At 41.1% G+C, this 26298-nt stretch carries 25 protein-coding genes and 1 other annotated feature; of the genes, 6 read left to right on the top strand and 19 right to left on the bottom strand.

The genetic code is table 11. From position 1 onward, the window contains the following. Positions 1-17: 17 nt before the first annotated feature. Positions 18-983: an ABC transporter permease gene (locus BK049_RS13730; RefSeq protein WP_008356442.1), complete on the bottom strand. Its 966-nt coding sequence runs from the start codon at positions 981-983 to the stop codon at positions 18-20. Between the two features lie 231 nt (positions 984-1214). Here BK049_RS13730 and BK049_RS13725 point away from each other — a divergent pair, with 231 nt between their 5' ends. Beyond that, entirely contained in the window at positions 1215-3515 is a 2301-nt protein-coding gene (locus tag BK049_RS13725) for a helix-turn-helix domain-containing protein (protein WP_008356444.1), read from the top strand. A 36-nt stretch (positions 3516-3551) separates the two neighbouring features. Here BK049_RS13725 and BK049_RS13720 read toward each other — a convergent pair whose 3' ends face one another. The 7 genes from BK049_RS13720 to BK049_RS13690 all read right to left on the bottom strand — a co-directional run bounded on the left by BK049_RS13720 (position 3552) and on the right by BK049_RS13690 (position 11637). After that, positions 3552-3923: a winged helix-turn-helix transcriptional regulator gene (locus BK049_RS13720; protein WP_071168750.1), complete on the bottom strand. Its 372-nt coding sequence runs from the start codon at positions 3921-3923 to the stop codon at positions 3552-3554. Positions 3924-4037: 114 nt separating this feature from the next. Continuing rightward, a complete protein-coding gene (locus BK049_RS13715; protein ID WP_008356446.1) occupies positions 4038-5534 on the bottom strand; it encodes an extracellular solute-binding protein in 1497 nt (498 codons plus the stop codon). Between the two features lie 25 nt (positions 5535-5559). Then, the gene (locus BK049_RS13710; protein ID WP_145939434.1) at positions 5560-6420 is read right to left on the bottom strand and encodes a carbohydrate ABC transporter permease; all 861 of its coding nucleotides are present in this window, start codon (positions 6418-6420) and stop codon (positions 5560-5562) included. 218 nt (positions 6421-6638) lie between these two features. After that, positions 6639-7391, bottom strand: a complete 753-nt coding sequence (locus BK049_RS13705; RefSeq protein WP_071168749.1) for an NAD-dependent epimerase/dehydratase family protein — start codon at positions 7389-7391, stop codon at positions 6639-6641. Positions 7392-7437: 46 nt separating this feature from the next. Then, complete coding sequence (locus BK049_RS13700; protein ID WP_008356452.1) at positions 7438-8340, bottom strand: alpha/beta hydrolase family protein; 903 nt, start codon at positions 8338-8340, stop codon at positions 7438-7440. Positions 8341-8470: 130 nt separating this feature from the next. After that, entirely contained in the window at positions 8471-10885 is a 2415-nt protein-coding gene (gene leuS / locus BK049_RS13695; RefSeq protein ID WP_071168748.1) for a leucine--tRNA ligase, read from the bottom strand. A 97-nt stretch (positions 10886-10982) separates the two neighbouring features. Next, positions 10983-11204: a binding site (T-box leader), on the bottom strand. A gap of 103 nt (positions 11205-11307) precedes the next feature. Then, positions 11308-11637: a DUF4257 domain-containing protein gene (locus tag BK049_RS13690; RefSeq protein WP_223249904.1), complete on the bottom strand. Its 330-nt coding sequence runs from the start codon at positions 11635-11637 to the stop codon at positions 11308-11310. A 422-nt stretch (positions 11638-12059) separates the two neighbouring features. Between BK049_RS13690 and ytvA the strand changes: the two genes are divergently transcribed. Together ytvA and BK049_RS13680 are read left to right on the top strand one after the other, a co-directional pair. After that, the gene (ytvA, locus tag BK049_RS13685) at positions 12060-12863 is read left to right on the top strand and encodes a YtvA family blue-light photoreceptor (protein ID WP_071168747.1); all 804 of its coding nucleotides are present in this window, start codon (positions 12060-12062) and stop codon (positions 12861-12863) included. A gap of 286 nt (positions 12864-13149) precedes the next feature. Further along, positions 13150-13851 carry a sunset domain-containing protein gene (locus BK049_RS13680; protein WP_008362017.1) on the top strand — a complete coding sequence of 234 codons (702 nt, stop codon included), beginning with the start codon at positions 13150-13152 and terminating at the stop codon, positions 13849-13851. Between the two features lie 59 nt (positions 13852-13910). Here the strand turns inward: BK049_RS13680 and BK049_RS13675 are convergent, their stop codons facing one another. The 7 genes from BK049_RS13675 to BK049_RS13645 form a co-directional block, all read right to left on the bottom strand. Continuing rightward, positions 13911-15221 (bottom strand): ABC transporter permease, encoded by a 1311-nt coding sequence (locus BK049_RS13675; RefSeq protein ID WP_071168746.1) that lies wholly within the window; start codon positions 15219-15221, stop codon positions 13911-13913. Next, positions 15211-15909: an ABC transporter ATP-binding protein gene (locus BK049_RS13670; RefSeq protein ID WP_008362020.1), complete on the bottom strand. Its 699-nt coding sequence runs from the start codon at positions 15907-15909 to the stop codon at positions 15211-15213. Before BK049_RS13670 ends, BK049_RS13675 begins: the two co-directional genes overlap by 11 nt. Positions 15910-15930: 21 nt before the next feature. Further along, positions 15931-16917, bottom strand: a complete 987-nt coding sequence (locus BK049_RS13665) for an ABC transporter permease subunit (protein ID WP_071168745.1) — start codon at positions 16915-16917, stop codon at positions 15931-15933. Further along, a complete protein-coding gene (locus tag BK049_RS13660; protein ID WP_008362023.1) occupies positions 16911-17789 on the bottom strand; it encodes an ATP-binding cassette domain-containing protein in 879 nt (292 codons plus the stop codon). Before BK049_RS13660 ends, BK049_RS13665 begins: the two co-directional genes overlap by 7 nt. After that, positions 17782-18174, bottom strand: a complete 393-nt coding sequence (locus tag BK049_RS13655; RefSeq protein WP_008362024.1) for a GntR family transcriptional regulator — start codon at positions 18172-18174, stop codon at positions 17782-17784. The genes BK049_RS13660 and BK049_RS13655 overlap by 8 nt, the downstream gene beginning before the upstream one ends. Before the next feature lie 17 nt (positions 18175-18191). Beyond that, positions 18192-18371 (bottom strand): hypothetical protein, encoded by a 180-nt coding sequence (locus BK049_RS13650; RefSeq protein ID WP_071168744.1) that lies wholly within the window; start codon positions 18369-18371, stop codon positions 18192-18194. A 343-nt stretch (positions 18372-18714) separates the two neighbouring features. Continuing rightward, a complete protein-coding gene (locus BK049_RS13645; protein ID WP_008361717.1) occupies positions 18715-18990 on the bottom strand; it encodes a YtzC family protein in 276 nt (91 codons plus the stop codon). 152 nt (positions 18991-19142) lie between these two features. Here BK049_RS13645 and mnmL point away from each other — a divergent pair, with 152 nt between their 5' ends. Further along, positions 19143-20108 (top strand): tRNA modification radical SAM protein MnmL/YtqA, encoded by a 966-nt coding sequence (mnmL, locus tag BK049_RS13640; protein ID WP_008361718.1) that lies wholly within the window; start codon positions 19143-19145, stop codon positions 20106-20108. Beyond that, positions 20105-20680, top strand: coding sequence for a tRNA 5-(aminomethyl)-2-thiouridylate-methyltransferase MnmM (gene mnmM / locus BK049_RS13635; protein ID WP_008361720.1), 576 nt, complete (start codon positions 20105-20107; stop codon positions 20678-20680). The genes mnmL and mnmM overlap by 4 nt, the downstream gene beginning before the upstream one ends. A gap of 47 nt (positions 20681-20727) precedes the next feature. Here the strand turns inward: mnmM and BK049_RS13630 are convergent, their stop codons facing one another. The 3 genes from BK049_RS13630 to BK049_RS13620 all read right to left on the bottom strand — a co-directional run bounded on the left by BK049_RS13630 (position 20728) and on the right by BK049_RS13620 (position 23688). Further along, complete coding sequence (locus BK049_RS13630) at positions 20728-21504, bottom strand: sporulation protein (protein ID WP_071168743.1); 777 nt, start codon at positions 21502-21504, stop codon at positions 20728-20730. Positions 21505-21799: 295 nt separating this feature from the next. After that, on the bottom strand, positions 21800-22879 hold the full coding sequence (locus tag BK049_RS13625) for a tetraprenyl-beta-curcumene synthase family protein (protein WP_008361724.1): 1080 nt from the start codon (positions 22877-22879) through the stop codon (positions 21800-21802). Positions 22880-22908: 29 nt separating this feature from the next. Then, positions 22909-23688, bottom strand: a complete 780-nt coding sequence (locus BK049_RS13620) for an alpha/beta hydrolase (protein ID WP_008361725.1) — start codon at positions 23686-23688, stop codon at positions 22909-22911. 45 nt (positions 23689-23733) lie between these two features. Here BK049_RS13620 and BK049_RS13615 point away from each other — a divergent pair, with 45 nt between their 5' ends. Then, complete coding sequence (locus BK049_RS13615) at positions 23734-24249, top strand: gamma carbonic anhydrase (RefSeq protein WP_008361728.1); 516 nt, start codon at positions 23734-23736, stop codon at positions 24247-24249. 142 nt (positions 24250-24391) lie between these two features. Here the strand turns inward: BK049_RS13615 and asnB are convergent, their stop codons facing one another. Then, the gene (asnB, locus tag BK049_RS13610) at positions 24392-26290 is read right to left on the bottom strand and encodes an asparagine synthase (glutamine-hydrolyzing) (protein WP_008361730.1); all 1899 of its coding nucleotides are present in this window, start codon (positions 26288-26290) and stop codon (positions 24392-24394) included. Between the last annotated feature and the right edge of the window lie 8 nt (positions 26291-26298).

Here is a 26298-nt window from a genome sequence, read left to right as displayed (position 1 = left end):
GATCTTCATCTCCCTTTTTAGTAAATACCTTCTTCCCCAAACTTCTTCGCTAAACGATTCGCCATCATGACCAAAATAAGTCCAACGGCTGCTTTAAATAAACCAACAGCGGTACTATAGCTGAATTGTCCTTGCTTAAGACCAGCTGTATAGACGTACGTATCAAAAATCTCTGCTACTTCCCGGTTCGTTGCATTCAGCAATAGATAAACATGCTCAAAGCCAAGCTCTAATGTATCACCGATTTTTAAAATCAGCAGAACGACAATGACGCTCTTAATCGCAGGAAGGGTAATATGCCACATTTGTCTCAGCCTGCCGGCTCCATCCATTTTCGCTGCTTCATATAACTGTGGATCTACCGCCGTAATCGCCGCAAGATAAATGATTGTCGACCAACCTGCTTCTCTCCAAATCACCTGTAAAATGTACATCGGTCTAAACCATTCTTGACTAAGGAGAAAGTTAATCTTCTCTCCTCCAAAGAACGCAATCAATTCATTAATTAACCCACCATCTACCGTTAACAAAACAAAAGATAAGGACACAACAATGACCCATGACATGAAGTGAGGGATATAAATCATCGTCTGAACAAATTTCTTAAACAATGCCAATCTCACTTCGTTTAACAAAAGAGCTAATAAAATCGGAATTGGAAAAAAAATCACGACATTCATGGCGAATAGAATTAACGTATTTTTTAATAAGATGAAAAATGTTGGTTCTGTAAACAATCGAATAAAGTGTTTGAATCCAACCCACTCACTCCCAAGAATGCCGAGAAACGGCTGATAATCTTGAAAGGCAATAATCAGTCCCCACATCGGTACATATTTAAAGACAATAAAATAGATGAACCCCGGCAAAATCATTAAATACAAAAACTTTTGACTAAGTAATTGATTAAGTAAGCGCTTTCTCTTTTCTTTTTTCAAAGCTGCCGCAGGCACACCCTTGGCAGTGACATCCTGTGTTTTCATTGATAAAGCCTCCCCCTCATGCTGATGCATGTGTTAACTGTATCTTAAGGATGAAAAATCCGTCTACAATCATATCATCAGATCATATTTCCTTAGGGGGTGCTACTCAAAACGTTACATAAAACATGAGAAAATGATCCTAATCTCAGAAAATGATTATTGACAAACCTACCAGATTTTTGGATTAATAAATTAAGGGGAAAAGTTGCTTCGTTTGAAATGGGGGGTTTTATGAAAAGAAGGCAATATAAATTTTATTACAAGCTTGTGACGTTTTTTTTCATGCTTAGTACAATTCCTGTAATCATTGTCGGTATTTTCTCTTATCAGCATTCGCAAAAAACTGCACTTGAAAATATCTCAAATGAAAAGCTGGACAGCATTAAACAAACACAATCCAATATTGAGCATATTTTAAAGACAGTAGATCATTCTCTCACTCACTATGTCAGTTCGCCGCCTCTCCTTCAAACACTGGCTGAACCTTTACATCCAGACCAATTCCAGCTTTATAATCAAGTACAGCAAGAACTAAATTACCTGCAAACCTTCGATACCGACCTCTCCAATATTACACTTGTTAGTAAGATGGAGGATTGGTACATGAACAATTCCGGTCTTTATCATCTAACGAATGGAGACCAAGAAAAAGCGTTAACTTCTTACCTCAATATTCCGAGTCACTCTAGCTGGGCACTTGAAGAAAATAATCCACTTGTCGCAACAAAAGAAGGAAAAACGTCCTTTTGCAAATACAATGTGAACTTAATTAAACAACTTCCTATGAACAGTGTTCAAAAAAAGGGAGTCGCCGTCGCCAGCATTCCAAGCTGCACGATTGCTGACAACATGCCTGACTTCTCTCAATCTGATAGTATGATGGTCATTGATACAAACGGAAAAGTGCTGCTACATAATCGCAAAGAACAAATCGGTGAATCTTTGAAAAACCAGGATTTCGTCAAGCGTGTGCTGTCACTTGAAGAACGATCAGGACAATTTGATACGAAGATTGATGAACTCAACTATCAAATTACATTTCAAAAATCAGACTATAACGAATGGACGTACCTATCCTTTGTCTCCATTCCAGAACTCAAACAGCAAACGAAATCAATTGGATGGATTACCTTTATTATTTGCTCTATTTTGTTAGCGCTTTCATTACTATTTTCATGGTTTGGTTCCAGACACTTTTATAAACCGATCCGCTTATTATACGAATCCTTTGCACGCAATGAATCCTTTTTGCATAAGCAGCCTTTCCAAAATGAGTTTGAATTAATCGAGTCGAGCATTAAACAAATGAAAGATCAAAACAATGATTTAGAGGAACGCATTGAGCAGCAAGTGACCCATTTACAGCAATACTTTATGGTGCGGCTTTTGCTCGGAAAGCTGACGGAAGAAGAGATTAACAATCGATTCCAAAGTTTAGGCTTCCCTCGTGAATGGTCCCATTTATCCATGCTTGTGACCCAAATTGATACGCTGAAAGGAACGCCGTATGAAAAAAAGGATGCTGACTTGCTTTTGTTTGCGATCAATGGACTGATCGAGCAAATTATTCCGCAAGATGAGCACCTTCAGCCAACCGTTGTCAATCAGCATCAAACAACGATCATCCTCAACCAATCAAAGTCAGAGGAAGAATTTACTGAATATTTAAACCAATTAGCTGAAATCATTCAGCAGCGTATCGAGGAAGAGCTTGGTTTGTCAATCAGCATCGGTATTAGCCGCCAGTTTAAAGAGCTCACCATGGCAAAACATGCGTATATTGAAGGGAAAGAAGCCTTAAAATATAGACTCAAAGCAGAGAAAAAGTCCATTATCTTATATGAGCATATCCAGCCAGGAAAGACCTTTAAAACCCACTTTCCCAAGCAGCTACAGCATGATTTATTTGATGCGATCAAAGCTGGCGATCAAGGCAAGGCGGATCACTATTTACATGTGCTCCTGCAATCCATTTTTTCTAAAAATGCTGGACCGCACGAATACCATATCGCCCTCGCCCGCTTTTTAAATAATTTGATCGAGCTGATGCATTTGCTTGGCATTGAATTATTTGAGGTGGAAGACAATAAAATGCTCTATGATACGATCTTTGAATTTAAAACCTTTGAAGACACAGAGGCATGGCTGAAGCATGAGATCATTCGGCCGATCATTGATCAGCTTGGTGCACGTGAAGACTCGCAGTACAAAAATATTTCAGAGAAAATCATCCATATCATTCATCAAGAATTTGACTCAGATCTCACCTTGGATGAAATCGCCACACGCCTACATTACAATCCAAATTATTTAAGCAGTATTTTCAGAAAGGAAATGGATATCTCCTTTAGTGAATATCTTTCGTCCTACAGACATCATGTCGCCAAAAACTGGCTTGTCGAAACGGATATGTCCGTGAAAGAAATTTCCGAAAAGCTAAAATATAAAAACCCGCAAAATTTCATTCGCTCCTTTAAAAAGCTGGAAGGAACGACACCTGGTAAATATCGCGATCAGAAAAAAGGCATATAAAGCAAAGTCCCGCTCTCAAAAGAAGCGGGACTTTATTTATTTAAACTGTTCATTCAGAATACTGTCTTCCAGCACTGAAAGCGGCTCTCCATACACTCGTTCAATATGGGCTGCTCCCCAATCACATAATGCATTCAAAATTCTTTCGAGTGACTGTCCGTATTCACTTAATTCATATTCCACTTTAGGCGGCACTTGTTCATACACAATGCGGTTAATCCCCCCGTCACTTTCAAGCTCTCTGAGCTGCTGTGTGAGCATTTTCTGTGTGATGTTTGGCATGAGCCGCTTTAATTCACTCGTCCGCTTTTTCCCATGTGTCAAATGGCATAAAATGACGCACTTCCATTTCCCGCCAATGACCTCAAGCGTTGCCTCCACAGAAATATTATATTTCTTCTTTTCCATCGTTTCTTCACTCCTTATTGTTCTGAACAGGCACTTTAACGAATTGGTCCTGATCCAGATAACTTTGACTTTTAAAGAAAACACCCCGCTTTTTTGCTAAGCGGGGCGTTTTGTTTATGATTTTTTAAAGGACGCTTCATATTCCTCGATGATTTTATTTCCACCATTTGATTTCCACTTCTCTATATCTTTCTTAAATTGCTCTTCGTTTATATCTCCAAGAATGAACTTATAGGTGGCATCATCAATGATTTTTTTCAATTCGTTTCCACGCTCTGATGCTGTTTCTGAATACAGGCTTTCAGCAGGGTTGGCGACGATGATTTTTTTATTGTCTTCTTCCAGCTCTTCGTATTTTGTTCGAACTGGGTCTCCTTTATTTTTCAAGTAACGTTTATCAATCCCTACAAGGCTGACAAGCGGCTGTACATCTGTCTGCCAGCTTTTCACTTGGCTTTCTTCTCTCACAAATGTATTTCCATCTTGCTTGTTATAATGCTTTCCATCAATCCCGTAAGTCATGAGACCATACACATCTTCTTCAGCAATGCGGTCAAAGAAGGCCAAAATTCGCTTTAACTCCGCCTCTGTTTTGACGCTTGTTTTAGGGAATGCGAAGATACCATTATGACCGCCTGATGCCCATACACGTTCTTTGCCATCTGGGCCTTTGATTCGGTTGATAATGTCCACTTCCATGTTTTTATCGGTAGCGTCATCTCTTAGGTTCACCGCATCGACCATATTTCCAACATAAATGCCCGCTTTTCCTTGTGAGAACAATTCCTGCTGCTGTGTTTTACTTGTGACAGGGAAATCTTTGTTAATATAGCCATTGTCACGCAGCTTTTTCATGTATTTCATTGTATTCATATACTCATCTGTCATAAAGTCTGGTGTGAATTTGCCGTTTTCTTCTTTCCAATCTGTCGGCATTCCTTCATACGAACCAAGTGTTTTAAATGCCCCATAAATCAAATCGTTTCGATCTGTAAAGCCAATTGTATCGGCTTTTCCATTTTGATTTGGGTCTTTTTCAGTAAATGCCTTGGCTACTTCATAAAGATCATCCAACGTTTTTGGTGTATCCAAATTTAAATTTTCAAGCCAATCCTTTCGAATGACAATCCCTTGTCTTGAAAGCGGTCTCTCTCTATAAATACCATAAAGCTTACCGTCTATAGAGGCGTTTTTATTAATCAGTTCGTTCATCTTACTTAAATTTGGATAATCCTTTAAGTACGGACCGATTTCCCAGAACATGCCTGATCTGAACGCATTAATCGCCGACGAATTCTTAATGTCTTGAATCGTCACAATTTGTGGGAGATTCCCGGCGGCAAGTGCTGAATTTAAACGGTCTTCCTTCACCGCATCAGGCACCCATGTAATATCAAGCTCTGTATTTGTGAGCTTCTCAATCTCTTTTAATACCGTATCTTTCGGCGGCTGCTGGTGATACAAAATGGCCATCCATGTCAGCTTCACCTTTTTGTCTAAATCAACCTTTTCATCTGATGAGCTTGCTCCCTTACTTGAACATGCTGACAAAATGCCGCTTGCAGCAAATAACAAAACAAACGCAATCAGCCATAATTTCTTTCTCCCCATATGATCCCTCCGTTGTTCCATCTTTTTAACCCTTTACAGAACCGAGTAATGCCCCTTTGTTGAAATGCTTTTGAATAAATGGATAGACAAGCAGCACCGGAATGGTCGCCACAACAATAACAGCCATTTTAATGGTTTGGTCTGGCGGCGGCGTAGATGATCCCATATCCGACATATCTCCCTGCATTCCGCTTGATACAATGACGATTTGTCTCAGGAGTACCTGAATCGGCCATTTCACTGAATCATTTAAATACAGGATGGCAGTCATGTAAGTGTTCCAATACGTCACGGCATAAAAAAGTGAAATCGTCGCAATTGCTGGCAAAGAAAGTGGCAGCACAATTTTAAAGAAGATCCCTAAATCATTACAGCCATCCATCTTCGCTGACTCTTCAAGGCTTGCCGGAATGTTTTGAAAGAAGTTTTTCAGAATAATCAAATTGAACGCATTGATGGCTACTGGTAGAATAAGTGACCAGTAAGTATCAAGCAGACCAAGTGTTTTCACGACAATAAACGTCGGGATCATTCCCCCGCTAAACAGCATCGTGAAGACAACGAGAAACATGAGTGTTCTCCGGCCTTTTAGCTCCTGACGAGACAGCCCGTATGCCATGAGTGAGGACAAAAACATGCTGACAGCTGTTCCAACGACCGTGACAAGAATGGAAACGATGAGGCTGCGATATACAATATCTGTAGAAAAAATATAGCGATAGGCCTCAAGAGAAAACGTCGTCGGAAACAAAATAAACTTCTTTGAGATGACCTCTTCTACTGTAGCAAAAGAAGCGGCAATGACATGGATGAACGGTAGCACACATATTAATGCGAACGTGAGTAGAAAAGAGTAATTAAATAAATTGAACAATCGGCCTTTAATAGAACGATCTATGTTCATCACGCCCTTTCTTTGTAAGCGTTATCATTTCGTCTGGAAATAAGCTGCAGCCTTTGACGATATCGTGATTAAAATGTACCAAACGAAGGAAGAAAGCGTCTATAATCATCTTGACAGACCCCACAGGTGATCATGCCATTCGTGCTTTTGTGCTTAGGAAACAAAAGAATAAGTTCATGAGCTAATGTCATGATTATGCCCTATGCCTGATCATCTTCTTCAAGGATCTCTGTTGTATTCACATCTGGCCTGTAGCCTAGCTCCTCCCTCGTTTTATGAGTAGACCAAGGCTTTTCTTCGTTTTCTGATACAGCATAATATGTCCCAAACGGAATATCCGTTTCAATGGCTGCCTTCGTCATGCCAAAGAGATCTTCATGTGAAAGCAGTGTTCTTTTCGTTCTTTTTTTCTTGTGTAATTCCTCCTTCTCATCTGCTGCGACAGTTCCAATACGCAAATTAATGACAGATATCCCAGTTTGATCATGAAACAAACGTCCTAGCTGTTCGGAGGCAAATTTTAATATGCCATACACATTTTTTGTTGAAGGTACATCATCCGTCGTAATCTCTCGCCCTAATAAGGAGCGCCCATCCTTTTCATATCGATCTGTCACGTGGTTACTGCTTGCAAAAATGACTTTTGGAATGCTTAACCGGGCCGCTGAACGAAACATATGATAGGTGCTTCTCCAAAAAACATCATTCATTTTTGCAAATTCCTCTGCATTCATCACATCATGCGTCATTTCCATGTTCAGAAGGTGAATGATGGCATCTGTATCTTGGGGAATGGTTTGATACAACTCCTCTTCATCATTCGCATCTGCTATAAGAACTTTTTCTGCACATCTTGTTTGATCAATGATGGTCACGTCATACTCAGAAGAGAGCTCTTTTGTTAATAGACGTCCGATGATACCACATCCGCCAATCATGGTGATTTTTTTCATCTGTCTCCTCCTTCTTTTGACGTAGTATGTCCAAGCCTTCTATTGATTACAGCCACTTTTTCAAAAAACGTGTCGCCTCGTGCCGCATGGTAGCGGTTTCAAAATGACCTGCATGAAGACCAACAAGCTGATACCGTTCCTTTAATGAGGCCGCTTGATAGATTTGACTTAATGTCTGCTGAATCCGCCCAACACCCGCAGCGGGTGTGAGCTGATCGTGTTTCCCGACTAAGCTTAAATGAGGTCTTGGAAAGATCATTTCCTGGATGTCAGCTGCTGTAAAATGTTTGGCTAAGCTCGGTACATAGTAGTAAAAGCCATGTCTGTCTAAATTGTTCGTTTCAATCAATGTGTGATGATCAACCTGCGCGCAAAGATCAATACACACACTGACCCTCTCATCAAGTGCAGCCGTCCACCATGAAAGAAGGCCACCCATTGACATCCCAAAAACTGCTAATCTCTCTGAGAGCACATCGGAACGAGACAGCAAATAATCAATCGCACACATGCTTTCATACAGCATCATGCCCCACATCACTTTTCCTGTTAACAGCATTTCCTTGAAAATTTCACTTTCCGTTCTGCCCCTTCTTTCCCCAAAGCCTGCATGATCTATTGCCAGTACACTATATCCTTTTGAAGTAAATTCTTTCGCATAAGAAGGCGCCTGCAAATAATGAGCACCCTTTAATAACTCATCTTTTCCATCCGTATAATTCCCGCCATGGGAGTGCTGGAACAATACCACAGGTCTTTTTTTGACTGTATCCTTTGGCTTCACAAAATAAGCCGGAACTTCCTCCACTCCATGAATAGAGAGAATGAGTGTTTCAACCAAGTACGATTCACGTTCCTCAATTTTTAACGTATACGCCTCTACACGATGGCGCTCTGGCATTTCTCCTAATAAGTTGAGCAGTTGTTCACGTTTGCTTTCCTTTTCCATTGACGTCACTCCTCATTTTCTTGATCAACTTTTTAAATACGAGATCGATTGGGAAATCACCTTGTTTTCGACAAAATTATGTCCCGGGAAATAAAGAACACCCACCGGTTGATACCGATGGGTGTGATCATTAGTTCGCAACAATATTGACAAGCTTTCCAGGAACCGCAATCACTTTACGGATTGTTTTCCCTTCAAGCTGTTCTTTTACTCGTGCATCATTTTTCGCAAGTTCTTCTAGCTGCTCTCTTGTTGCATCAGCAGGAACGGTTAATTTCGCCTTTACTTTACCATTCAGCTGTACGACAATTTCCACTTCGTCATCGACAAGCTTCGACTCGTCATATTGTGGCCATGCTTCATAAGAAATGGACCCTTCATGACCAAGTTTATTCCAAAGCTCTTCCGCTAAGTGAGGGGCAATTGGAGAAAGAAGTTTCACAAAGCCTTCAGCATATTCTTTCGGTAATGTGTCAGCCTTATACGCATCATTGATAAACACCATGAGCTGTGAAATTCCTGTATTGAAGCGTAAACCTTCATAATGATCCGTCACTTTCATCACTGTTTCATGATAGCTGCGTTCTAATTCGCCGCCTGATTGCTCTGTCACTTTATCACTAAGTGAGCCATCTTCATTTGTGAATAGACGCCATACACGATCAAGGAAACGACGAGCACCATCAAGTCCTGTTTCAGACCAGGCGATTGACGCATCTAAAGGCCCCATGAACATTTCATAAAGTCTTAATGTATCCGCTCCATGAGATTCTACGATGTCATCTGGATTGACAACATTTCCTTTGGATTTACTCATTTTTTCATTATTTTCACCAAGAATCATCCCTTGGTTGAACAACTTCATGAAAGGTTCTTTTGTTGGGACAACGCCGATATCATACAAGAATTTATGCCAGAAGCGCGCATATAACAGATGCAGTACGGCATGTTCCGCTCCACCAATATACACATCAACTGGAAGCCATTTTTTTAGCTTTTCAGGAGAAGCAAGTTCTTCTGTGTTATGTGGATCAATGTAACGTAAGAAGTACCAGCAGCTTCCTGCCCATTGTGGCATTGTATTGGTTTCACGGCGGCCTTTTTTACCTGTAACCGGATCTACAACTTCAACCCACTCTTTGATATTGGCTAAAGGTGATTCACCTGTTCCGCTTGGCTTAATTTCAGTCGTCTTAGGCAAAATCAGTGGGAGCTCCTCCTCCGAAACAGCTGAAGATGTTCCGTCCTCCCAATGAATGATTGGAATCGGCTCACCCCAGTAGCGCTGACGGCTGAACAGCCAGTCTCTTAAACGGTACGTGACCTTCTTTTCACCTTTCTGATGTTCTTCAAGCCATGCAATGGCTTTTTCAATCGCTTCTTCTTTCCCTAAGCCATTTAAGAAATCAGAGTTAATGTGTGTTCCATCACCTGTGTAGGCTTCTTTTTCAATGTCTCCGCCTTCTACAACCTCTTTGATTGGAAGATCAAATGTTTTGGCGAATTCATAATCACGCTCATCATGGGCAGGTACTGCCATAATCGCTCCTGTGCCATATGTAGCTAACACGTAATCTGCAATCCAAATCGGCATCTTTTCACCATTTATAGGATTGATCGCATACGCACCTGTGAAAATGCCCGTTTTCGTTTTAGCAAGATCTGTCCGCTCTAAGTCACTCTTAGATTGAATCTCTTTGATATATGCTTCCACTGCTTCTTTTTGAGCAGCTGTTGTTATTTTTTCAACAAGGGCATGCTCTGGTGCAAGAACCGCATATGTTGCACCAAAAAGTGTATCAGGACGCGTTGTAAAAACGGTAAATTGTTCGTCATGTCCTTCGACTTCGAAGTGAACATGTGCACCTTCAGAACGTCCGATCCAGTTACGCTGCATATCTTTGATGCTTTCAGGCCAATCAATGTCTTCTAAATCTTCTAACAGCCTGTCCGCATATGCTGTAATCTTTAGCATCCATTGCTTCATTGGACGTCTTTCAACAGGATGTCCTCCGCGTTCACTTTTCCCGTCAATGACTTCTTCATTTGCAAGAACTGTGCCGAGTGCTGGGCACCAGTTCACTGGTACTTCATCAATATACGCCAGCCCTTTTTCGTACAATTTCAAGAAAATCCACTGTGTCCATTTGTAATAATTCGGATCTGTCGTGTTGATTTCCCGATCCCAATCATACGAGAACCCTAGTGATTGAATTTGGCGGCGGAAATTATTGATGTTCTCTTCTGTAAATGCAGCCGGGTCATTTCCTGTATCCAGTGCATATTGTTCTGCTGGAAGACCAAATGCGTCCCATCCCATTGGATGAAGAACATCATACCCCTGCATACGTTTCATACGTGATAAAATATCCGTTGCTGTGTAGCCCTCAGGATGCCCAACATGAAGCCCTGCTCCTGATGGATATGGAAACATATCAAGCGCATAAAACTTTGGTTTATCTTCCGAGTCAGATGTGGCGAATGTTTTATGTGTCAGCCAATAATCCTGCCACTTCTTTTCAATTTCCCGATGCTGAAAACTCAATGTGAAAACCTCCTTTAATATGTACGGCTTTATCTGCTTAGATGACCACTGCAAGAATTCAGATTTTTCTAAAATCAACAAAAAACCCTCATCCCTGAAAAGGGACGAGAGATTTTTTGTTTCCCGCGGTACCACCCTTGTTAGCGTAACTTACTGTTCATACGCTCACTTAATATCTTTAACGCAGACATGCGACAGAAGCTTTAACGCAACTGCAACTCTGAGGCGAGTTCAGAAGCAGATTTGATTGACTTTCACCAGCCGTCAATTCTCTAAAGACAAATACTGCTTTCCTACTACTCCTCTTCACTGTTCTTATCGTAACCGTCATCTAAGTAGTATTTTATAGAATTATGATCATAAGTGCAAGCAGGTTTGTATACAATGGGAATGTACCCTAGACTAGGGTAAAGTAGAGGATATTATTCGTGTGGAGATCGGTTATGACGGTTGGAGTCTGCATCCTGTGAACGCTGTTCTCTGACAAAATCGAAGCTTCGCAGAACTGCTTCTCCTCCGTAACCTGAAATAATTGATAAGATGACCAAGTGCAGACTAGAATCGGGATTTGAGGATAAGACAAGCAGCGTAGCGGCAATCATCCCAACGAGCCAATCTTCAATAAACCCTAGATAAATAAACTTTTTTGTCATTCTGGGCTTCTCTAGCCTGCCTTTTTTCTTTACGTGACCGAGAATGCCCATGACCCCTCCAATGGCGCAAGCAATAATGACTTGTTGCAGCATTTTCATCACCTTCCTAAAGCCCTTAGAATAGTAAAGCGACTTCAGGCTGTCCAGCCCCCTGTAATGCCATTCTGCTGTTCCGTCATAATCCATGTAAAAGGTCTATTCTCTCTAACGAAGAAAAAAAGCTTGTTTCTTCCATTATATGTGAATGACCCAAAAACAACTTGATGCATTGGAATCATTTTTACCTAATCCATATTAACTATTTCTGTCATTTTATGAATTATGAGTAATTGATCCCTTCTTTTTCTAATGAAAAGTCTCCTTACTTATTCTATTCTAATGGAGGACAAACTATGATGACAAATTTAACAAAGCGTTTGCAATCATTGAAACAGAACATATGTTATGTTACGTTTATAAGGAATTGGTTTGGTTGAAAAAACCATTCTACATGTCTGATAGTAGCAGTAAAGGAGGGTAATATGGTCAGCTCGAATATCTTCGGCTTGCAAAAACAGCTTGAACTCATAAAAAAAGCGCTAGATCATGCGCGGATTGGTGTTGTCATTACAGACCCTTCTTTAGAGGATAACCCTATCGTTTATGTGAATCATGGCTTTACACAAATGACTGGATACAAACCAGATGAGATTCTTGGGCGTAATTGTCGATTCCTCCAGGGGAAAGACACAGATCAAGAGCAGCTTGCTCTAATACGTCATGGAATACAACACAAAACACCTATTACCACACAGCTCAAAAATTATAAAAAAGACGGCACTTTTTTCTGGAATGAACTCAATATAGATCCTCTATACATTGAACAAGATGACAAAACATTTTTCGTTGGCTTTCAAAAGGATATTACGAAACAGAAAGAATATGAACAGCTCCTAGAAGATTCGTTAAAGGAAGTCACCTCTCTTTCGACGCCAATCGTCCCAATCAAAAATGGTGTGTCCGCCCTTCCACTCATCGGAACATTATCTGAAGAACGCTTTGATGCCATTGTCGCGAAGTTAACTTGTATATTAGATGATTCAAAGGATGATTATTTAATTGTCGATCTTTCTGGTTTAATCGATGTCGATGATTCCGTTGCAGCACGAATTTTCAAGCTGCATCACCTTCTGAACTTAACTGGAACGGAACTGATCATCACTGGGATCAAACCACAGCTCGCGATGAAAATGAAAGACTTGGATACAAATTTACAGAATACAATTACTTATTTGACAGTCAAAGAAGCAATTAAAGAATTGCCATTAGCTGAAAACCCTGTGTAAACTGGGTTTTTCAGATTGTTGACAAAGGGCTAAAATGAACTTTATTTTAGCCCTTTGTCTTCTTTACAGCGTGAACTGAAAACCTTTGCAGTCTAGGAAGGACGAGTACCGGCGCGGAGCGAATTTGACATTCGTGAGCACCGGCACGCAGGACTGACAAAGAATGCGAGGGTTTGTCTACACGCTGGAAAACCCTGTGTAAACAGGTTTTTTTTAGTTGAATCGCTCCCCAAAATGGAAAAATGAGGTATGATAGGGGTAAATAGCGATTTAGGGGGGCTGCTAGATGATGATGTTACTCATCATAGGTCTTTTATGTGTTTGTTTCGCCATAGGATATGCCGTCAATTTCTTCTTACTCAAACAGCAAAACCAACCAATTTTTTCAAAGAAACTCTTTTATCCTTTTTTGATCATTGGTCTTGTTTTGTCGATGATGTCATTACCGTTTGCCGTCACAGGTGCTCAGAAAGCACAAGCAGATCCATCTTCTGAACAGCTGCTCAAGGATCAAAAACAATTAGCATCTGACATTTCTCGTCTAAAGGAAGATAAAGAGACACTTACGGCCACTTTAAAAGACGTGACAAACGAAAAAGAAGAGCTGTCCAAGAAACTAGAAAACATCACCTCAGAAAAGAAAACAGTCAAACAACAAGAAAAAACCATTCAAGCGCTTGAAAAGAAAATAGACAAACTCACCTCCACCAACGAAACACTCAAAAAAGAAAACAAGAACGGAAACAAAGACACTCAGTCCTCGGCCGTCCAGCGCTCTGCGCCTAAGGATGATGGATCGAATACTGGCGGTCATGAGTCACAAAAAGAAACAAAAAATGAATCGGCTGCCTGTAACATTAAAGGAAGTGTCAACGGCATATATCACACGCCGAGCAGCAGATACTACACACGAACAAAACATGTGACCAAAATGTTCTGCTCCGTAGAAGAAGCAGAGCGTGCAGGATACCGAGCACCTAAGCAATAGCCATTTTTCTAAGAGCAAAAACCTCCTGTCAGCCAGCTAAAGGCACAGGAGGTTCTTTTTTAATTTTCTCTTCTTAATGCTGTTAATACATTCGTTTTCGTTGCCTTACGTGCTGGGTTGAGTCCAGAGATAATCGCTACCCCTGCGCTAATCACTGTTGCAGTGATCACAAGGCTTAGCGGAATATAGGAGAAGGTAATCGAGAATTGATCGCTTGCCCCTCCCTCAGACATGGAAGACAAAATGGCTGGAATGATGAAGTTCACTGCAAAACTAATCACATACGAGATGATAATCCCGATGATCGATCCAATCACCCCAATATAAGCACTTTCCATGAGGAACATCCTCTTAATAATAGAAGGATTCGCACCAATGGCTTTCATGATCCCAATTTCTTGTGTCCTCTCTGTTACCGCCATTGTCATCGTATTGAAAATGCCGATCGCAGAAATAATGACCGCAATACATCCGACAAAAATAAGTCCAATTTTGAAGACCGTAAAGAACATATCCATTCCTTCAAGCTGGTTCGTCACAGAGATGACTTGATAGCCGTCATCTGTCAGCTTATCCGTCAGTGCACCGACATTGTCGAATTTGTCTGCATAAACAGAAGTCATTTTCTCAACATTTCCTGCTTCAGGAGACAGGTCGAGTATTTGACCAAATTCTTTTTCATAAGCATTCGGAATAAGAATTTTATGATCCTGCTGCCACTCTAAATTCGGTTTTTTCAACACGCCGACTACACGGAAATCAAACGTCTTTTCTTCCACAACTTCATTTTCTTCATTAAGCTTTGGCACTTTGATTTGAATGACTTTGTTTAAAATCTCCTTCGTATAGCCTTTTGGCTCTTTCGGTGATTCTTCACCATTTGACGTCTGATTCATTTCTTTTTCATAGGCTGCACGTTCTTTTTCCGTCCACAGCTGCTCTGCCATATGATACCCAACGACAATTTCGTTTGCTGATGTTGGGACTTTCCCTCGGTCTAGTTCAAGGCCTGCCTCTTTTTCTTCTTTCATATCTGTTAGAGCTGCCTGCGTTTCAGTTGAGCGGTCATCGAGCTCGACGTTAACCGATGGATTGATTGCCGTTCTGGCGACGACAGATTTCACCTGATCATATGTCTTTAAATCATCCACCTTGACGTCGCCTTTTTCTTTGCCTAACACTTTAATTTCTGTAATGATTTGTTGTTTCATGATTTCATCTTGAGCCGATTTTTGCAGACCAAAACCGACAGATGCAAGTACGATTAAGAAAGAGCATGCCATTGTCGTTGCAAGAATGGTCATAAACACACGCAATCTATTTTTCTTCATATTTCTTCTGATGAATTTGACCTGATCTCTAAACTTCAATGGACTGTTCCCCTTTCTTTAATACACCATCATGAAGCTGGAACGTTGTGTCTGCGATAGAAGCAACTTCATCGTCATGTGTAATGATGACAAATGTAATCCCTTTTTCACGATTGAGCTGCTGGATAAAGGCTAGTATTTGCCCTTCTGTTTCTGAATCGAGACTGCCTGTCGGTTCATCAGCTAAAATAATAGATGGATTAAGGATCAAGGCTCTTGCAATACTCACACGCTGCTGCTGTCCACCTGACAGTTCATTGGGATAATGTCCAGCGTGATGTTCAAGACCAACTCGTTTCAGCATTTCCTTTACTTTCACTTTTCGCTCAGACGACTTCACACCTTTTAAAGTGAGCGGAAGTTCCACATTTTCAAACGTTGTCAAACTTCCGATCAATTGAAAGCTTTGAAAGATAAAGCCAAAATGATCTAACCGAAAGTCTGCCCACTCTTTTTCATTAAAGCCGGTCACATTGGTGCCATCAACGATAATTTGTCCCCTCGTTGGTGAAATATATCCAGATATTAAATTCAATAAAGTCGATTTCCCCGAACCGCTTCGCCCAACGATACAAGCAATATCGCCTCTTTTAATAGACAAGTCAATGTCTTTGAGCACAGGAATTTCGTTCTCTCTGCCCTTTTTACCAATTTTAAACACATGATCTAACGATTGAATTTGAATCATCTCTGCTCCCCTGCTCTCTGTTTATCTTTTTCTATAGATTAAGAAATAACTCGTAAGCGCACCTACAACTCCACCGATTACCATGCCGGCGATATAACCAAACATGGAATTGTCTGAAGAAAAACCAACCCAGCCAAATCCTAGAACACCGAAGACAATGACCAATATCTGAATGGGCCGGTCGATCGTTCGATAAAGAAAGAAGCGACCATTTCGTTCGATTGGATGTTTCATAAAGCTCAATAAGCCAATTAGATAAAACAACACCATCATGACAATAGGTATAATGAATTCTTCACCCGTAAACCAAAGAGGATAATCCGATTGGAAAGGGTCAGTTGTAATGTAAGTAATTGGAGACATGGGCGAAATCAAATAAGTAAAGCTTTTATCTACCCAGCTCCCGCTTGTCTTCAAGATAAACTCTAAATGAACCATCGGTAATCCAAAAACTAAAAAGGGTAAGATAGCTGTGCTGAACCCAACGATTGCTTGAGAAATGGAACTTCCGGTTAAAGTACCAGCTGCAAAAAATAGACTATAAAACATCAAGGAAGACACAAGGGAAACGAAATAGCCGCTATGCAATCCTGGTGTCTCTAGTGGATTAAGTCCTAAAATAAGTAAATAAGTGAGAACATATGAGACAGCATGAACAACTACAATGATTCCAGTGCCTAAGAAAAACTTTGTGTGATAAATTGTACTTCTGCTAAACGGCAATGATAAGGTAAAATCCATTTGCCCTTTATTTCTCTCAACTCCTAGCTGAATCACAGCAAAAAAGAGCCCCATTAACCAAGAAAGGGAGAGAAACGCATCTGTTTTAAAGATATAAGAAAAACGTGGTGAATCAACGATACAAGTTGTATCCTTTAGACATGTTTCAAAAGACGAATACTCCATTAAGAATAAAAAGGGCGTCGCAAGCGCTGCAACAAGCATCACTAAAATGAATGTCAGCTCAGACTGCTTCCATTCCTTATATAACAATTGCCGCTTTACCATCTGCGTTTCCCTCCAAACTTCGCAATGAATACTTCTTCTAAATTCACAGGCAGTTCATGCCAGACTTTTGGTTCAAGCGATTTCAAATACTCTTTTGCCTCTTCATCTGTTTTGAGTACAAGTGCTGTATAGAACACACCCGCTTGATCTAAAATCGCAACGCCTTTTTTTCGAATACTTAAGTTCATATCCTCTTCAAATGCCATTTGGATTTTGACATAGTCATTCTTTAATTCATCTAAATCCATGACACTTGTGAGCTGATTTCCTTCTAAAAACCCGATTCGATTGCACATACGCTCAATATCCTCTAAGCGGTGAGATGTAATTAAAATCGTCGTTCGTCGATCTGCCACTTCATCAATCATCAGCTGAAGAACGTCATTTCTCGTGACCGCATCAATCCCATCTGTCGGCTCATCTAACAAAATGACCGCTGGTTTGATGGCAAAACTTAAAATGAGGGACAGCTGTTTCTTTAAACCTGTCGATAACTCACGGTATTTCACTTTCTCCGGAATCTCATATCGGTTCACAAGCTCATTGGCATATGTCACGTCAAACTTTGGATACAGTTGTTTTAACAGCTTCACAAGCTGTCCATAATTGTACCTGTCAAAGTAAGGATTTACGACCGGCATATACACAATATTTTGCTTGACTAACGGGTGGTCTTTGACGAGTACATCTTTGAAATAAATCTCTCCTTCATCTGGAAGAAGAATTTGCTGAATCAATCTGAGAAGTGTTGTTTTGCCTGACCCGTTACGGCCGAGCAAACCGAAGATCTCTCCTTCGCCTATCTTGAAGGAAACATCGCTGAGTACTTCACGTCCATTTAATTTCTTTGATACATTTCTAACCTCAATCAACTTGTTTCCCTCCTTTTAGACTTGAGCCGATCTCTTCTAACCACACCTTGAGTTGATGAATATCAATACCGGCATAATGAGCCTCAATCATGAGCTGCCTTAATTGCTCCTTCATCTCTACCACCTTCCCTTCATTCAGCTTTGACTGCGCACCTTCTGTCACATACGTTCCGCGGCCTCTTAACGTTTCAATAATCCCTTCCCGCTCCAGCTCTTTATACGCTTTGCTAACGGTGTTTGGGTTGGCGATAATAATGGTGGCCAGCTCTCTCACAGAGGGCAGTTTGTCACCTGGCTTCACCACGCCTTTTAAGCACAAAATTTTCATCTGCTCAATGATTTGTTCATATATGGGTGCAGCGCTTCGTGGATCTATTTGAATCATGATGGCTCCCTCTTTCCTCATTCATGCTTTTGCAGTCCTATCGTTTGATCCTGTCCTTGCATTAAAGGGACCGAATTTTTAATTAAATCGTTTTGAACTTCAAAACCAATGAAAACGAGAACGAAAAAAAATGTACATGCTAACACAACAGCCAGCACCATCCACTTCAAATTGATTGGTTTTTTTTCTTTTTTCATGGTTAAACACCTTTCTTCACTTTTAAGTGTCTAAAGTGTATTAGTTGATGTAGTACACTTAATACAATATAGACACTCGATCGAAAAGTCAATCACCTTTCGAAAAAATAAAAAACAGATCCTTAAAAGAAGGATCTGTCAGATTGTTGACAATGGGCTAAAATGACCTTTATTTTAGTCCTTTGTCTTCTTTTCAGCGTGACTTGAGAACCTTTGCAGTCTAGGAAGGACGAGTACCGGCGCGGAGCGAATTTGACATTCGTGAGCACCAGCACGCAGGACTGACAAAGAATGCGAGGGTTTGTCTACACGCTGAACAGATCCTTAAAAGAAGGATCTGTTCTCATTCGTTATCGTATGAAATACCTAAAATCATTTGATTTTGCAGACTTTGAATTTGAACACGTGTCCTGTCCAAACGCTCTCTTTGTTGATCATTGGCGACATCTTTTAATTTTTCTAATTCATTCACCGCATCCTCAAGCATGAGCTGCGCTTTCGAAAATTCTTCTTCGTTATAATGCTCTTGGCGAGAGCTCAAATCAAATTGTTCACTTGCAAACTCAAGAGTCTCAGTGCTTTTTTGCACAAATTCATCAATTGATTTTCTTGTTGCCATCTTGCAATCCCTCCATTTCATCATCGCTCCCGCCTATTTTGCCCACGTAAAGCTTTTTCACTAAAGAAAATGTTGGACAGATTCAATTGTTCTCTTTCGTGATTTTTGTTAAACTTTTAGGATGCCTATTATTATGCAAGGAGGTTACTGACTTGGATCAGCATAACCCTTTTTTATATTCAAACAGCGAAAAACGTTATCACACATGGAATTATCATTTGCGTGAACACTTTGGTCATAAAGTGTTCAAAGTCGCTTTAGACGGCGGCTTTGACTGCCCAAACCGTGATGGTACTGTCGCACATGGCGGCTGTACATTTTGCAGTGCCGCGGGGTCTGGTGATTTTGCAGGAAATCGGGCAGATGATCTCATCACTCAATTTAATGAAATCAAGGACCGGATGCATACCAAATGGAAAGACGGAAAATACATGGCGTATTTCCAAGCCTATACAAACACACATGCGCCGCTTCCTGTTCTAAAAGAAAAATACGAAACCGTCATGAATCTGGATGGAGTCGTTGGCTTATCCATTGCCACAAGACCCGATTGTCTGCCAGATGACGTGGTGGAATATTTAGCTGAATTAAACGAACGAACGTACCTATGGGTTGAACTTGGTCTACAAACTGTACATGAGCGAACAGCTATGCTCATCAACCGTGCCCATGATTATGAATGCTACGTAGAAGGTGTACAAAAACTTCGAAAACACGGGATTCGTGTCTGCTCGCATATCATCAACGGCCTGCCTCTTGAAAACCGGGACATGATGATGGAAACAGCAAAAGCTGTCGCTGATTTAGATGTGCAGGGAATTAAAATTCATCTGCTTCACCTTTTAAAAGGAACACCTATGGTGAAGCAATACGAGAAAGGCAAGCTGGAGTTTTTAAGCCAAGAGGAATATGTTCAGCTTGTTTGTGATCAGCTGGAGATTCTGCCGCCAGAAATGATTATTCATCGTATTACAGGCGATGGTCCTATTGAATTAATGGTGGGTCCAATGTGGAGTGTAAATAAGTGGGAAGTGCTTAATGCCATTAATGCTGAGCTTGAAAGACGTAACAGCTACCAAGGCAAACGTTTCGTCAGATTGGAAGAAGCGGCAAAATGATTTTAAAACGGATGCTCCCTTTTAGTAAAGAGCTGTTAGAACGCGCATGCCAAAAAGGTGATATTGTCATTGATGCAACGATGGGAAATGGCCATGATACACGCTATTTAGCTGACCTTGTCGGAAAAGATGGACAAGTTTTCGCATTCGATGTTCAGAAGGAAGCCATTGAGCAAACAAGCAACAGGCTTGGTGAGCAATATCCTTACGTTCACCTTATCCACGACGGACACGAAAAAATGGCTGCCCATCTGCCAGCAGATGCTTATGGTCAAATATCCGCTGCAGTATTCAATCTTGGGTACTTACCAGGAGGCGATAAAACCGTCACGACTCAGGCTCATACGACCATTGAAGCCATCAAACAGCTCCTTGACTGGCTGAAACCCGGCGGTCTGATCGTTCTTGTGATTTACCACGGTCATCCTGAAGGAAAAAAAGAAAAAGAAGTACTTCTTGATTATTGCAGATCACTCCATCATGAAGAAGTACAAGTGTTATCTTATCAATACATGAATATTCATAACGACCCGCCCTTTGTGGTAGCTATTGAAAAAAAGCTCAAATCCTAAATGGATTCGAGCTTTTTATTTTCTCAAAGGAAAGAGCCAATCTTGAATTACTCAGCGTATTGGTCGATGATCTCTTCCAGCACCGATTCAAGCTCTTGTGCACCTTCAAGCTCTGATTGGCTGAAGCGGACGCGTACAAGCTGTTCTCCGTCATTATACATCTCTTCCAGCCAGCCTCGCAGTCCTCTTGCTCTGCGGTCGACTTCGAGGATAATGTCTAAGCCCTCTTCGTCCATAAGGAAAATAAGCTCTAATTCATCAAGTAATTCGCCATAATAGTCTGATACCGGTATGAACTCAAATTCTTGGACAAACGGAAGGCGGCGGCTGAAGTAAGGCGCTTGTTCACAGTCTGCTTCATGAAGACGAAAGCCTAGATTTTCGACAGCTTCCAGCACACGTTTCATCCAAGGATGTGCTTGCACGAAAATGCGGTCGTGATCTGATTTATCAATACCCCCTTGGATATCAAGGTCTGTCACTACAGCAACCTCTACTTTTCCTACTGTGATTGGTGTATCAATAGGGAGGATAAACGAGAACGGAAATTGATGCTCTTCCCCTGGCTGAATGGTAAATGATTCAGTCACCCTTACAGAATGAAGGGTCGTGTCTTTTCGCTGCTCTTCATCATCTTTTACAATGCTGTACCATGTATTAAGCTTTACATCAATAAAGCGGATATCTTGAGAGACTTTCCCGCCCTTTACATGGACTGTTCCCCTTACTTCTTCTCCCGGTTCATATGCCTCTTTCTCCAAAATAGTATCTACTTTCGCCGCACCAATTCCTACACTTGCTGCAAACTTTTTAAAGAAGGACATGCTCGATCTTCCCCTTTTTCATATTTTTCAACAAATATACGTAAGAAGGAGGAAAAAGGACTCATTTAATCGATACTTTTTTCCTACTATTCGTACACTAAGAATTATATCGGCAGCAAATGAGAGGATTGTACTAGGGAAAGTTTGACTAGTTAGCTGTCCATCACCTCGTGTAAAATGAACAAATGTTACTCACGAGCGCCTGTTGCCAGACCGTACAAAACAAAAAAGCTTGTAGAGAAAAACATTGTTTTCCCTACAAGCCGAGCTCACACCCTGTTGAATTTAAACTTATTTATGACGATTTCATCCAAGGCATTTTCTGATAGGTCCGATAGGCTCTGCCGTTGATATAGAAAAAGAAGGACGTTTTCCCGCTCGATTTAATGAGCCGCTTTGCCAGCTTGTTCATCTCTTTTTGAGCTGTCACTTTTTCATCAGACAAATAGACCGCCAGTAACCCTCTATTGATTAGTTTATGAAAGTTCTCATGCGGAATGCCTTTCAGCTGTTCATCCGCTTTTTCAATAAAATGCTGAAGTCTGTCCATCATCTCATGGTGAGAATTGTAGTATGAGCAAAAATTCAGATCGCCCTCAAGCCGGTCCTCTTCTTGATCAATTAAATAGTCCAATAAAATGTGCAGCCCTTGGATATAAGGGAAATAGCTTTCGTAAATTTGCTTCGCTTGTTTCTCTGTAAAATCAGGCTGCAGTGCATAAGCCACAAGACAGAAAATGCCCAGCGTTGATCCTGCACATGCGGAAAACTCATACCATTCCATTTCCGGCAAATCCTTTTCATATTGGCGGAACCATGACTCTAGTCGAGGCACACGTTCATGAGGAACCACATGCTTATGTACTTGTAAATCACTATAGTAATCACACAGCGTGTGCAGATACGGCTGAATGATCGGATAATGCGCTAAGCGTGACAGCACGTCCTGACAGGTTTTGACAAGCGCATGCAGATACCCGTGATCCTCTTGCTCATCACGGAATTGATAATACGGCTTGAGTTCCGCATGAATATCAAGCGCATCCCTCATTGCTTGATGCAGCATATGAAAATCTTTTGGATCAAGCGACGTACTGCGGTCACACAGGTTATCTAAGTAATCACTAATTGTTTGGTACGCCACAATGAATTCAATACATGTTTCTTTCGCTTCACCTGCTAGAAGAGATAAAATCCCCCCGCCTTCACAGTGAAAGGTTTTACTGGATATGCTCGCTAGTGCCTGCGTTCTCAGTTCTTCGTTTTCAATCTTTTCTGCATGAGCCCGCCACTTTTTAAGCTCCTGATGAACTAGCGGAAAAATCTCTTTATACACCTTCGTCATCAGTGCAAAAGGACGTTCTGGTACTGACAATTCAATCCACCCCCAACTTAAGCTCACAATCAAATATACTGATCTGTAAAGGCTCTTGCTGCCTTAAACACATCTTCACGTTCGGGCTCATTAAAAATTTCATGATACAGCCCTTCCCATTCACGATATGATTTATTATATGATTCAATGCCGTTGAACCATTTGATTACCCTCGTTTTATCTACGATCTTGTCATCGCCTGCCTGCATTAAGAGGAGCGGAATCGACCGAAAGACATTCGTTGGCTGCATCGCCGCATCAATATTTTTCACAAGCTCTCGATACCAGCGAACCGACACCTTTGTCACATAAAGTGAATCATTGGAATCTGCCTCAATGACATCCTGATTCCGTGTGGCTAGTTCAATTGACAGCCCAGACTCGACTTTAAACGACGGCGCCAGCACATTTAGCCCTTTTGACGCAAAATCCATCAGCTTCTTCGGTTTAAATTGCAGACCTAAACAAGGTGATGATAAAATAAGGCCATCAATCTTCGTATGGGTATACTGCTTGAACCACTCAATTGAAATGAGCCCACCCATGCTATGCCCAAGTAAAAATGTCGGAAGTCTGAACGACTTCGCATGTTCAATCCATTCATCTACTGTATCAATGTATTCTTGAAAAGAGCGAATGTGGCCTCGCGCACGTGTCGATGTCCCTTGTCCAGGCAGGTCACCCATGACAACGTGATAGCCTGCATTTCGCCACATTTCGATCAGCCATTTATATCGGCCATGATATTCACTAGCACCATGTACAATCACAATTGTACCAACTGGTCTTTCAGCATGCCAAGTCCACAAAGTAAACACCTCACAATTGTTGTATTAGGAAAGGAAGTCGAAAAAGTGATTTATCCATATCATCAGTTTACACCTGAGATTCATGACTCGGTCTTTGTCGCAGATAACGCCACCATTACGGGCGATGTCACCATTGGAGAATATTCGAGCATTTGGTTCCAAACCGTCATTAGAGGCGATGTAGCTCCTGTAAGAATTGGAAAAAACGTCAACATTCAAGACTTGTCCTGTCTGCATCAAAGTCCTGGAAAAACACTTCTGATTGAAGATGGTGCTACCATTGGACACCAAGTGACATTACATAGCTCTATCATTCGACAACATGCCCTCATTGGCATGGGGTCCATTATTCTCGATGGTGCGGAAATTGGCGAAGGTGCCTTTATCGGTGCCGGCAGTCTTGTCCCGCAAGGAAAAGTCATCCCAAAAGGCACACTCGCTTTTGGCCGTCCAGCCAAGGTTGTTCGACTGCTAACAGATGAAGATATCCAAGACATGGATCGTATCCGTAGAGAATATGTAGAAAAAGGACAATACTATCGTTCCCTTTTATCGCGTTAACATCATACGTGTATCTTCACTTTATCATGTTTTTTTCAGGATATTAAGCAATAACTGTGAAGCGCTTGTTATTTTACCCGTTTACACCACTTTCTATCATGACAAAAAAGGTTTTCAGCACAAAGCTGAAAACCTTTTTTCATTAACTAAAGATCACTTCTTTCGGTTGATGATTCAACTGCTCTGGCTCAATACTGCGTTCCACATAAATACTATGCCAGATCATAAAGACGAGGACTGTCCAAATCTTACGGCTATGATCTGCTTTCCCCGCACAATGGTCATTTAATAACTCAAGAACATATGCCTTGTTAATGTATTCATCTGTTTGACTGTTTTGAATGATATCCTTCGCCCAAGCGTTCATCTCATTTTTCAGCCAATGGCGAATCGGAACAGGGAATCCTAGCTTTTTACGATTCAACACATGGTCTGGTACAATGCCTTCTGCTGCTTTACGCAACAGATATTTCGTTGTGCCATCTTTTGTTTTCAGCTCTTCTGGAATTTTAGAAGCCGCTTCAAATACAACCTTATCAAGGAATGGGACACGAAGCTCTAGAGAGTTCGCCATCGTCATCTTATCTGCTTTCAGCAAGATATCCCCGCGCATCCACGTATGAATATCAACATATTGCATTTTGTTAATATCACTGTAGCCTGCACTTTCCTCGAAGTATGTTTTCGTTACGTCACGATACGTGATGTTCGGATCATACTGTTTTAAGAGGTTTTTCTTCACTGGCTCTTCAAAGATTTTCGCATTACCAATATAGCGTTCCTCTAACGGCGTACAGCCCCGAACGATAAAGCTCTTCCCTTTCATTCCTTCTGGCATGATACGAGCCAGACGAAGAAGAAACTTTTTCAACATGGTTGGAACCGATTCGAATGGCTTTAAAGAAAGAGGCTCACGATAAATATTATATCCACCGAACAGCTCGTCTGCTCCTTCACCAGAAAGAACAACTGTCACTTGTTTTTTCGCTTCTTTTGCCACGAAATACAATGGAATCGCCGCTGGATCAGCCAAAGGATCATCTAAATGCCAGACGATCTTCGGAAGCTCGTTCATATATTCCTCAGGGGAAATGACAGCGCTAAAGTTTTGTAAGCCCAGCTTATCAGCTGTCTCCTTTGCCACATCCACTTCACTGAAACCGTCCTGCTGGAAGCCAACAGAGAATGTCTTCAGCTCAGGATGAAATTCCTTTGCGACCGACACGATGAAAGAAGAATCAATCCCGCCTGATAGGAATGAACCAACAGGCACATCACTTCTCATGTGTACTTTTACAGAATCATAGATGGCATCACGTACTTCTTCGATTAGTTTCTGCTCTTGTGTTTGTTCAGGCTTGAATTGGACTTTCCAGTATGTCTTAAATTCAATGTCTTGGCCAGGGCGCAGTGTAAACTGGTGACCCGGCTCCACTTTGTGCACCTTTTGATCAAGTGTATTTGGCTCAGGAACGAACTGGAAGGACATATATTGCTGCAAAGCGGTCTCATCAAATAGGATGTCCTCCTTCACAGCCATTAAGCTTTTGCGTTCAGAAGCAAAGTACACTTGCTCATCCATTTGTGTAAAATAGAGCGGTTTAATTCCAAAAGGATCTCTTGCGCCGTATAATAACTGCGCTTCTTTATCCCAAATTAAAAAGGCAAACATTCCGCGAAGCTTAGATGCTGCTTCTTCTTTATAGTGACAATATGTGGCAAGAAGTACTTCCGTATCAGAATCTGTGCTGAACGTATAGCCTTTTTTCACAAGCTCTTCCTTCAGCTCCACATAGTTATAAATTTCTCCATTGAAAATAATCCAATATTTTTCATTTTCATAAGAAAGCGGCTGCTTTCCGTGCTCCACATCTATAATACTTAAACGTCTAAATCCAAATCCTACATGCTCATCATGAAAGTAACCCTCATCATCCGGACCACGATGAACGATGAGACGATTCATTTGTTTAATTAACTCTTCCTGCTCAGTAGTTTCGGACAATGGACGGTGATTAAATACACCAACAAACCCACACATATTATTGC

It is taken from the genome of Bacillus xiamenensis (assembly GCF_001857925.1).
Taxonomy (GTDB): Bacteria; Bacillota; Bacilli; order Bacillales; family Bacillaceae; genus Bacillus; species Bacillus xiamenensis.
The sequence above is the reverse complement of the archived record's forward strand: the minus strand, read 5'-3'. Positions and strand labels throughout refer to the sequence as shown.

Excerpts from the sequence above, each read along its gene's own strand:
- BK049_RS13725 (WP_008356444.1), top strand. The coding sequence starts at position 1,215 with ATGAAAAGAAGGCAATATAAATTTTATTACAAGCTTGTGACGTTTTTT.
- BK049_RS13665 (WP_071168745.1), bottom strand. The coding sequence starts at position 16,917 with ATGGTAAAGCGGCAATTGTTATATAAGGAATGGAAGCAGTCTGAGCTG.
- BK049_RS13700 (WP_008356452.1), bottom strand. The coding sequence starts at position 8,340 with ATGGAAAAGGAAAGCAAACGTGAACAACTGCTCAACTTATTAGGAGAA.
- BK049_RS13645 (WP_008361717.1), bottom strand. The coding sequence starts at position 18,990 with ATGGCAACAAGAAAATCAATTGATGAATTTGTGCAAAAAAGCACTGAG.
- BK049_RS13705 (WP_071168749.1), bottom strand. The coding sequence starts at position 7,391 with ATGAAAAAAATCACCATGATTGGCGGATGTGGTATCATCGGACGTCTA.
- BK049_RS13630 (WP_071168743.1), bottom strand. The coding sequence starts at position 21,504 with ATGTCCTTCTTTAAAAAGTTTGCAGCAAGTGTAGGAATTGGTGCGGCG.
- BK049_RS13680 (WP_008362017.1), top strand. The coding sequence starts at position 13,150 with ATGATGATGTTACTCATCATAGGTCTTTTATGTGTTTGTTTCGCCATA.
- mnmM (WP_008361720.1), top strand. The coding sequence starts at position 20,105 with ATGATTTTAAAACGGATGCTCCCTTTTAGTAAAGAGCTGTTAGAACGC.
- BK049_RS13655 (WP_008362024.1), bottom strand. The coding sequence starts at position 18,174 with ATGATTCAAATAGATCCACGAAGCGCTGCACCCATATATGAACAAATC.
- asnB (WP_008361730.1), bottom strand. The coding sequence starts at position 26,290 with ATGTGTGGGTTTGTTGGTGTATTTAATCACCGTCCATTGTCCGAAACT.
- BK049_RS13670 (WP_008362020.1), bottom strand. The coding sequence starts at position 15,909 with ATGATTCAAATTCAATCGTTAGATCATGTGTTTAAAATTGGTAAAAAG.
- BK049_RS13720 (WP_071168750.1), bottom strand. The coding sequence starts at position 3,923 with ATGGAAAAGAAGAAATATAATATTTCTGTGGAGGCAACGCTTGAGGTC.
- ytvA (WP_071168747.1), top strand. The coding sequence starts at position 12,060 with ATGGTCAGCTCGAATATCTTCGGCTTGCAAAAACAGCTTGAACTCATA.
- BK049_RS13730 (WP_008356442.1), bottom strand. The coding sequence starts at position 983 with ATGAAAACACAGGATGTCACTGCCAAGGGTGTGCCTGCGGCAGCTTTG.
- BK049_RS13690 (WP_223249904.1), bottom strand. The coding sequence starts at position 11,637 with ATGAAAATGCTGCAACAAGTCATTATTGCTTGCGCCATTGGAGGGGTC.
- BK049_RS13650 (WP_071168744.1), bottom strand. The coding sequence starts at position 18,371 with ATGAAAAAAGAAAAAAAACCAATCAATTTGAAGTGGATGGTGCTGGCT.
- BK049_RS13715 (WP_008356446.1), bottom strand. The coding sequence starts at position 5,534 with ATGGGGAGAAAGAAATTATGGCTGATTGCGTTTGTTTTGTTATTTGCT.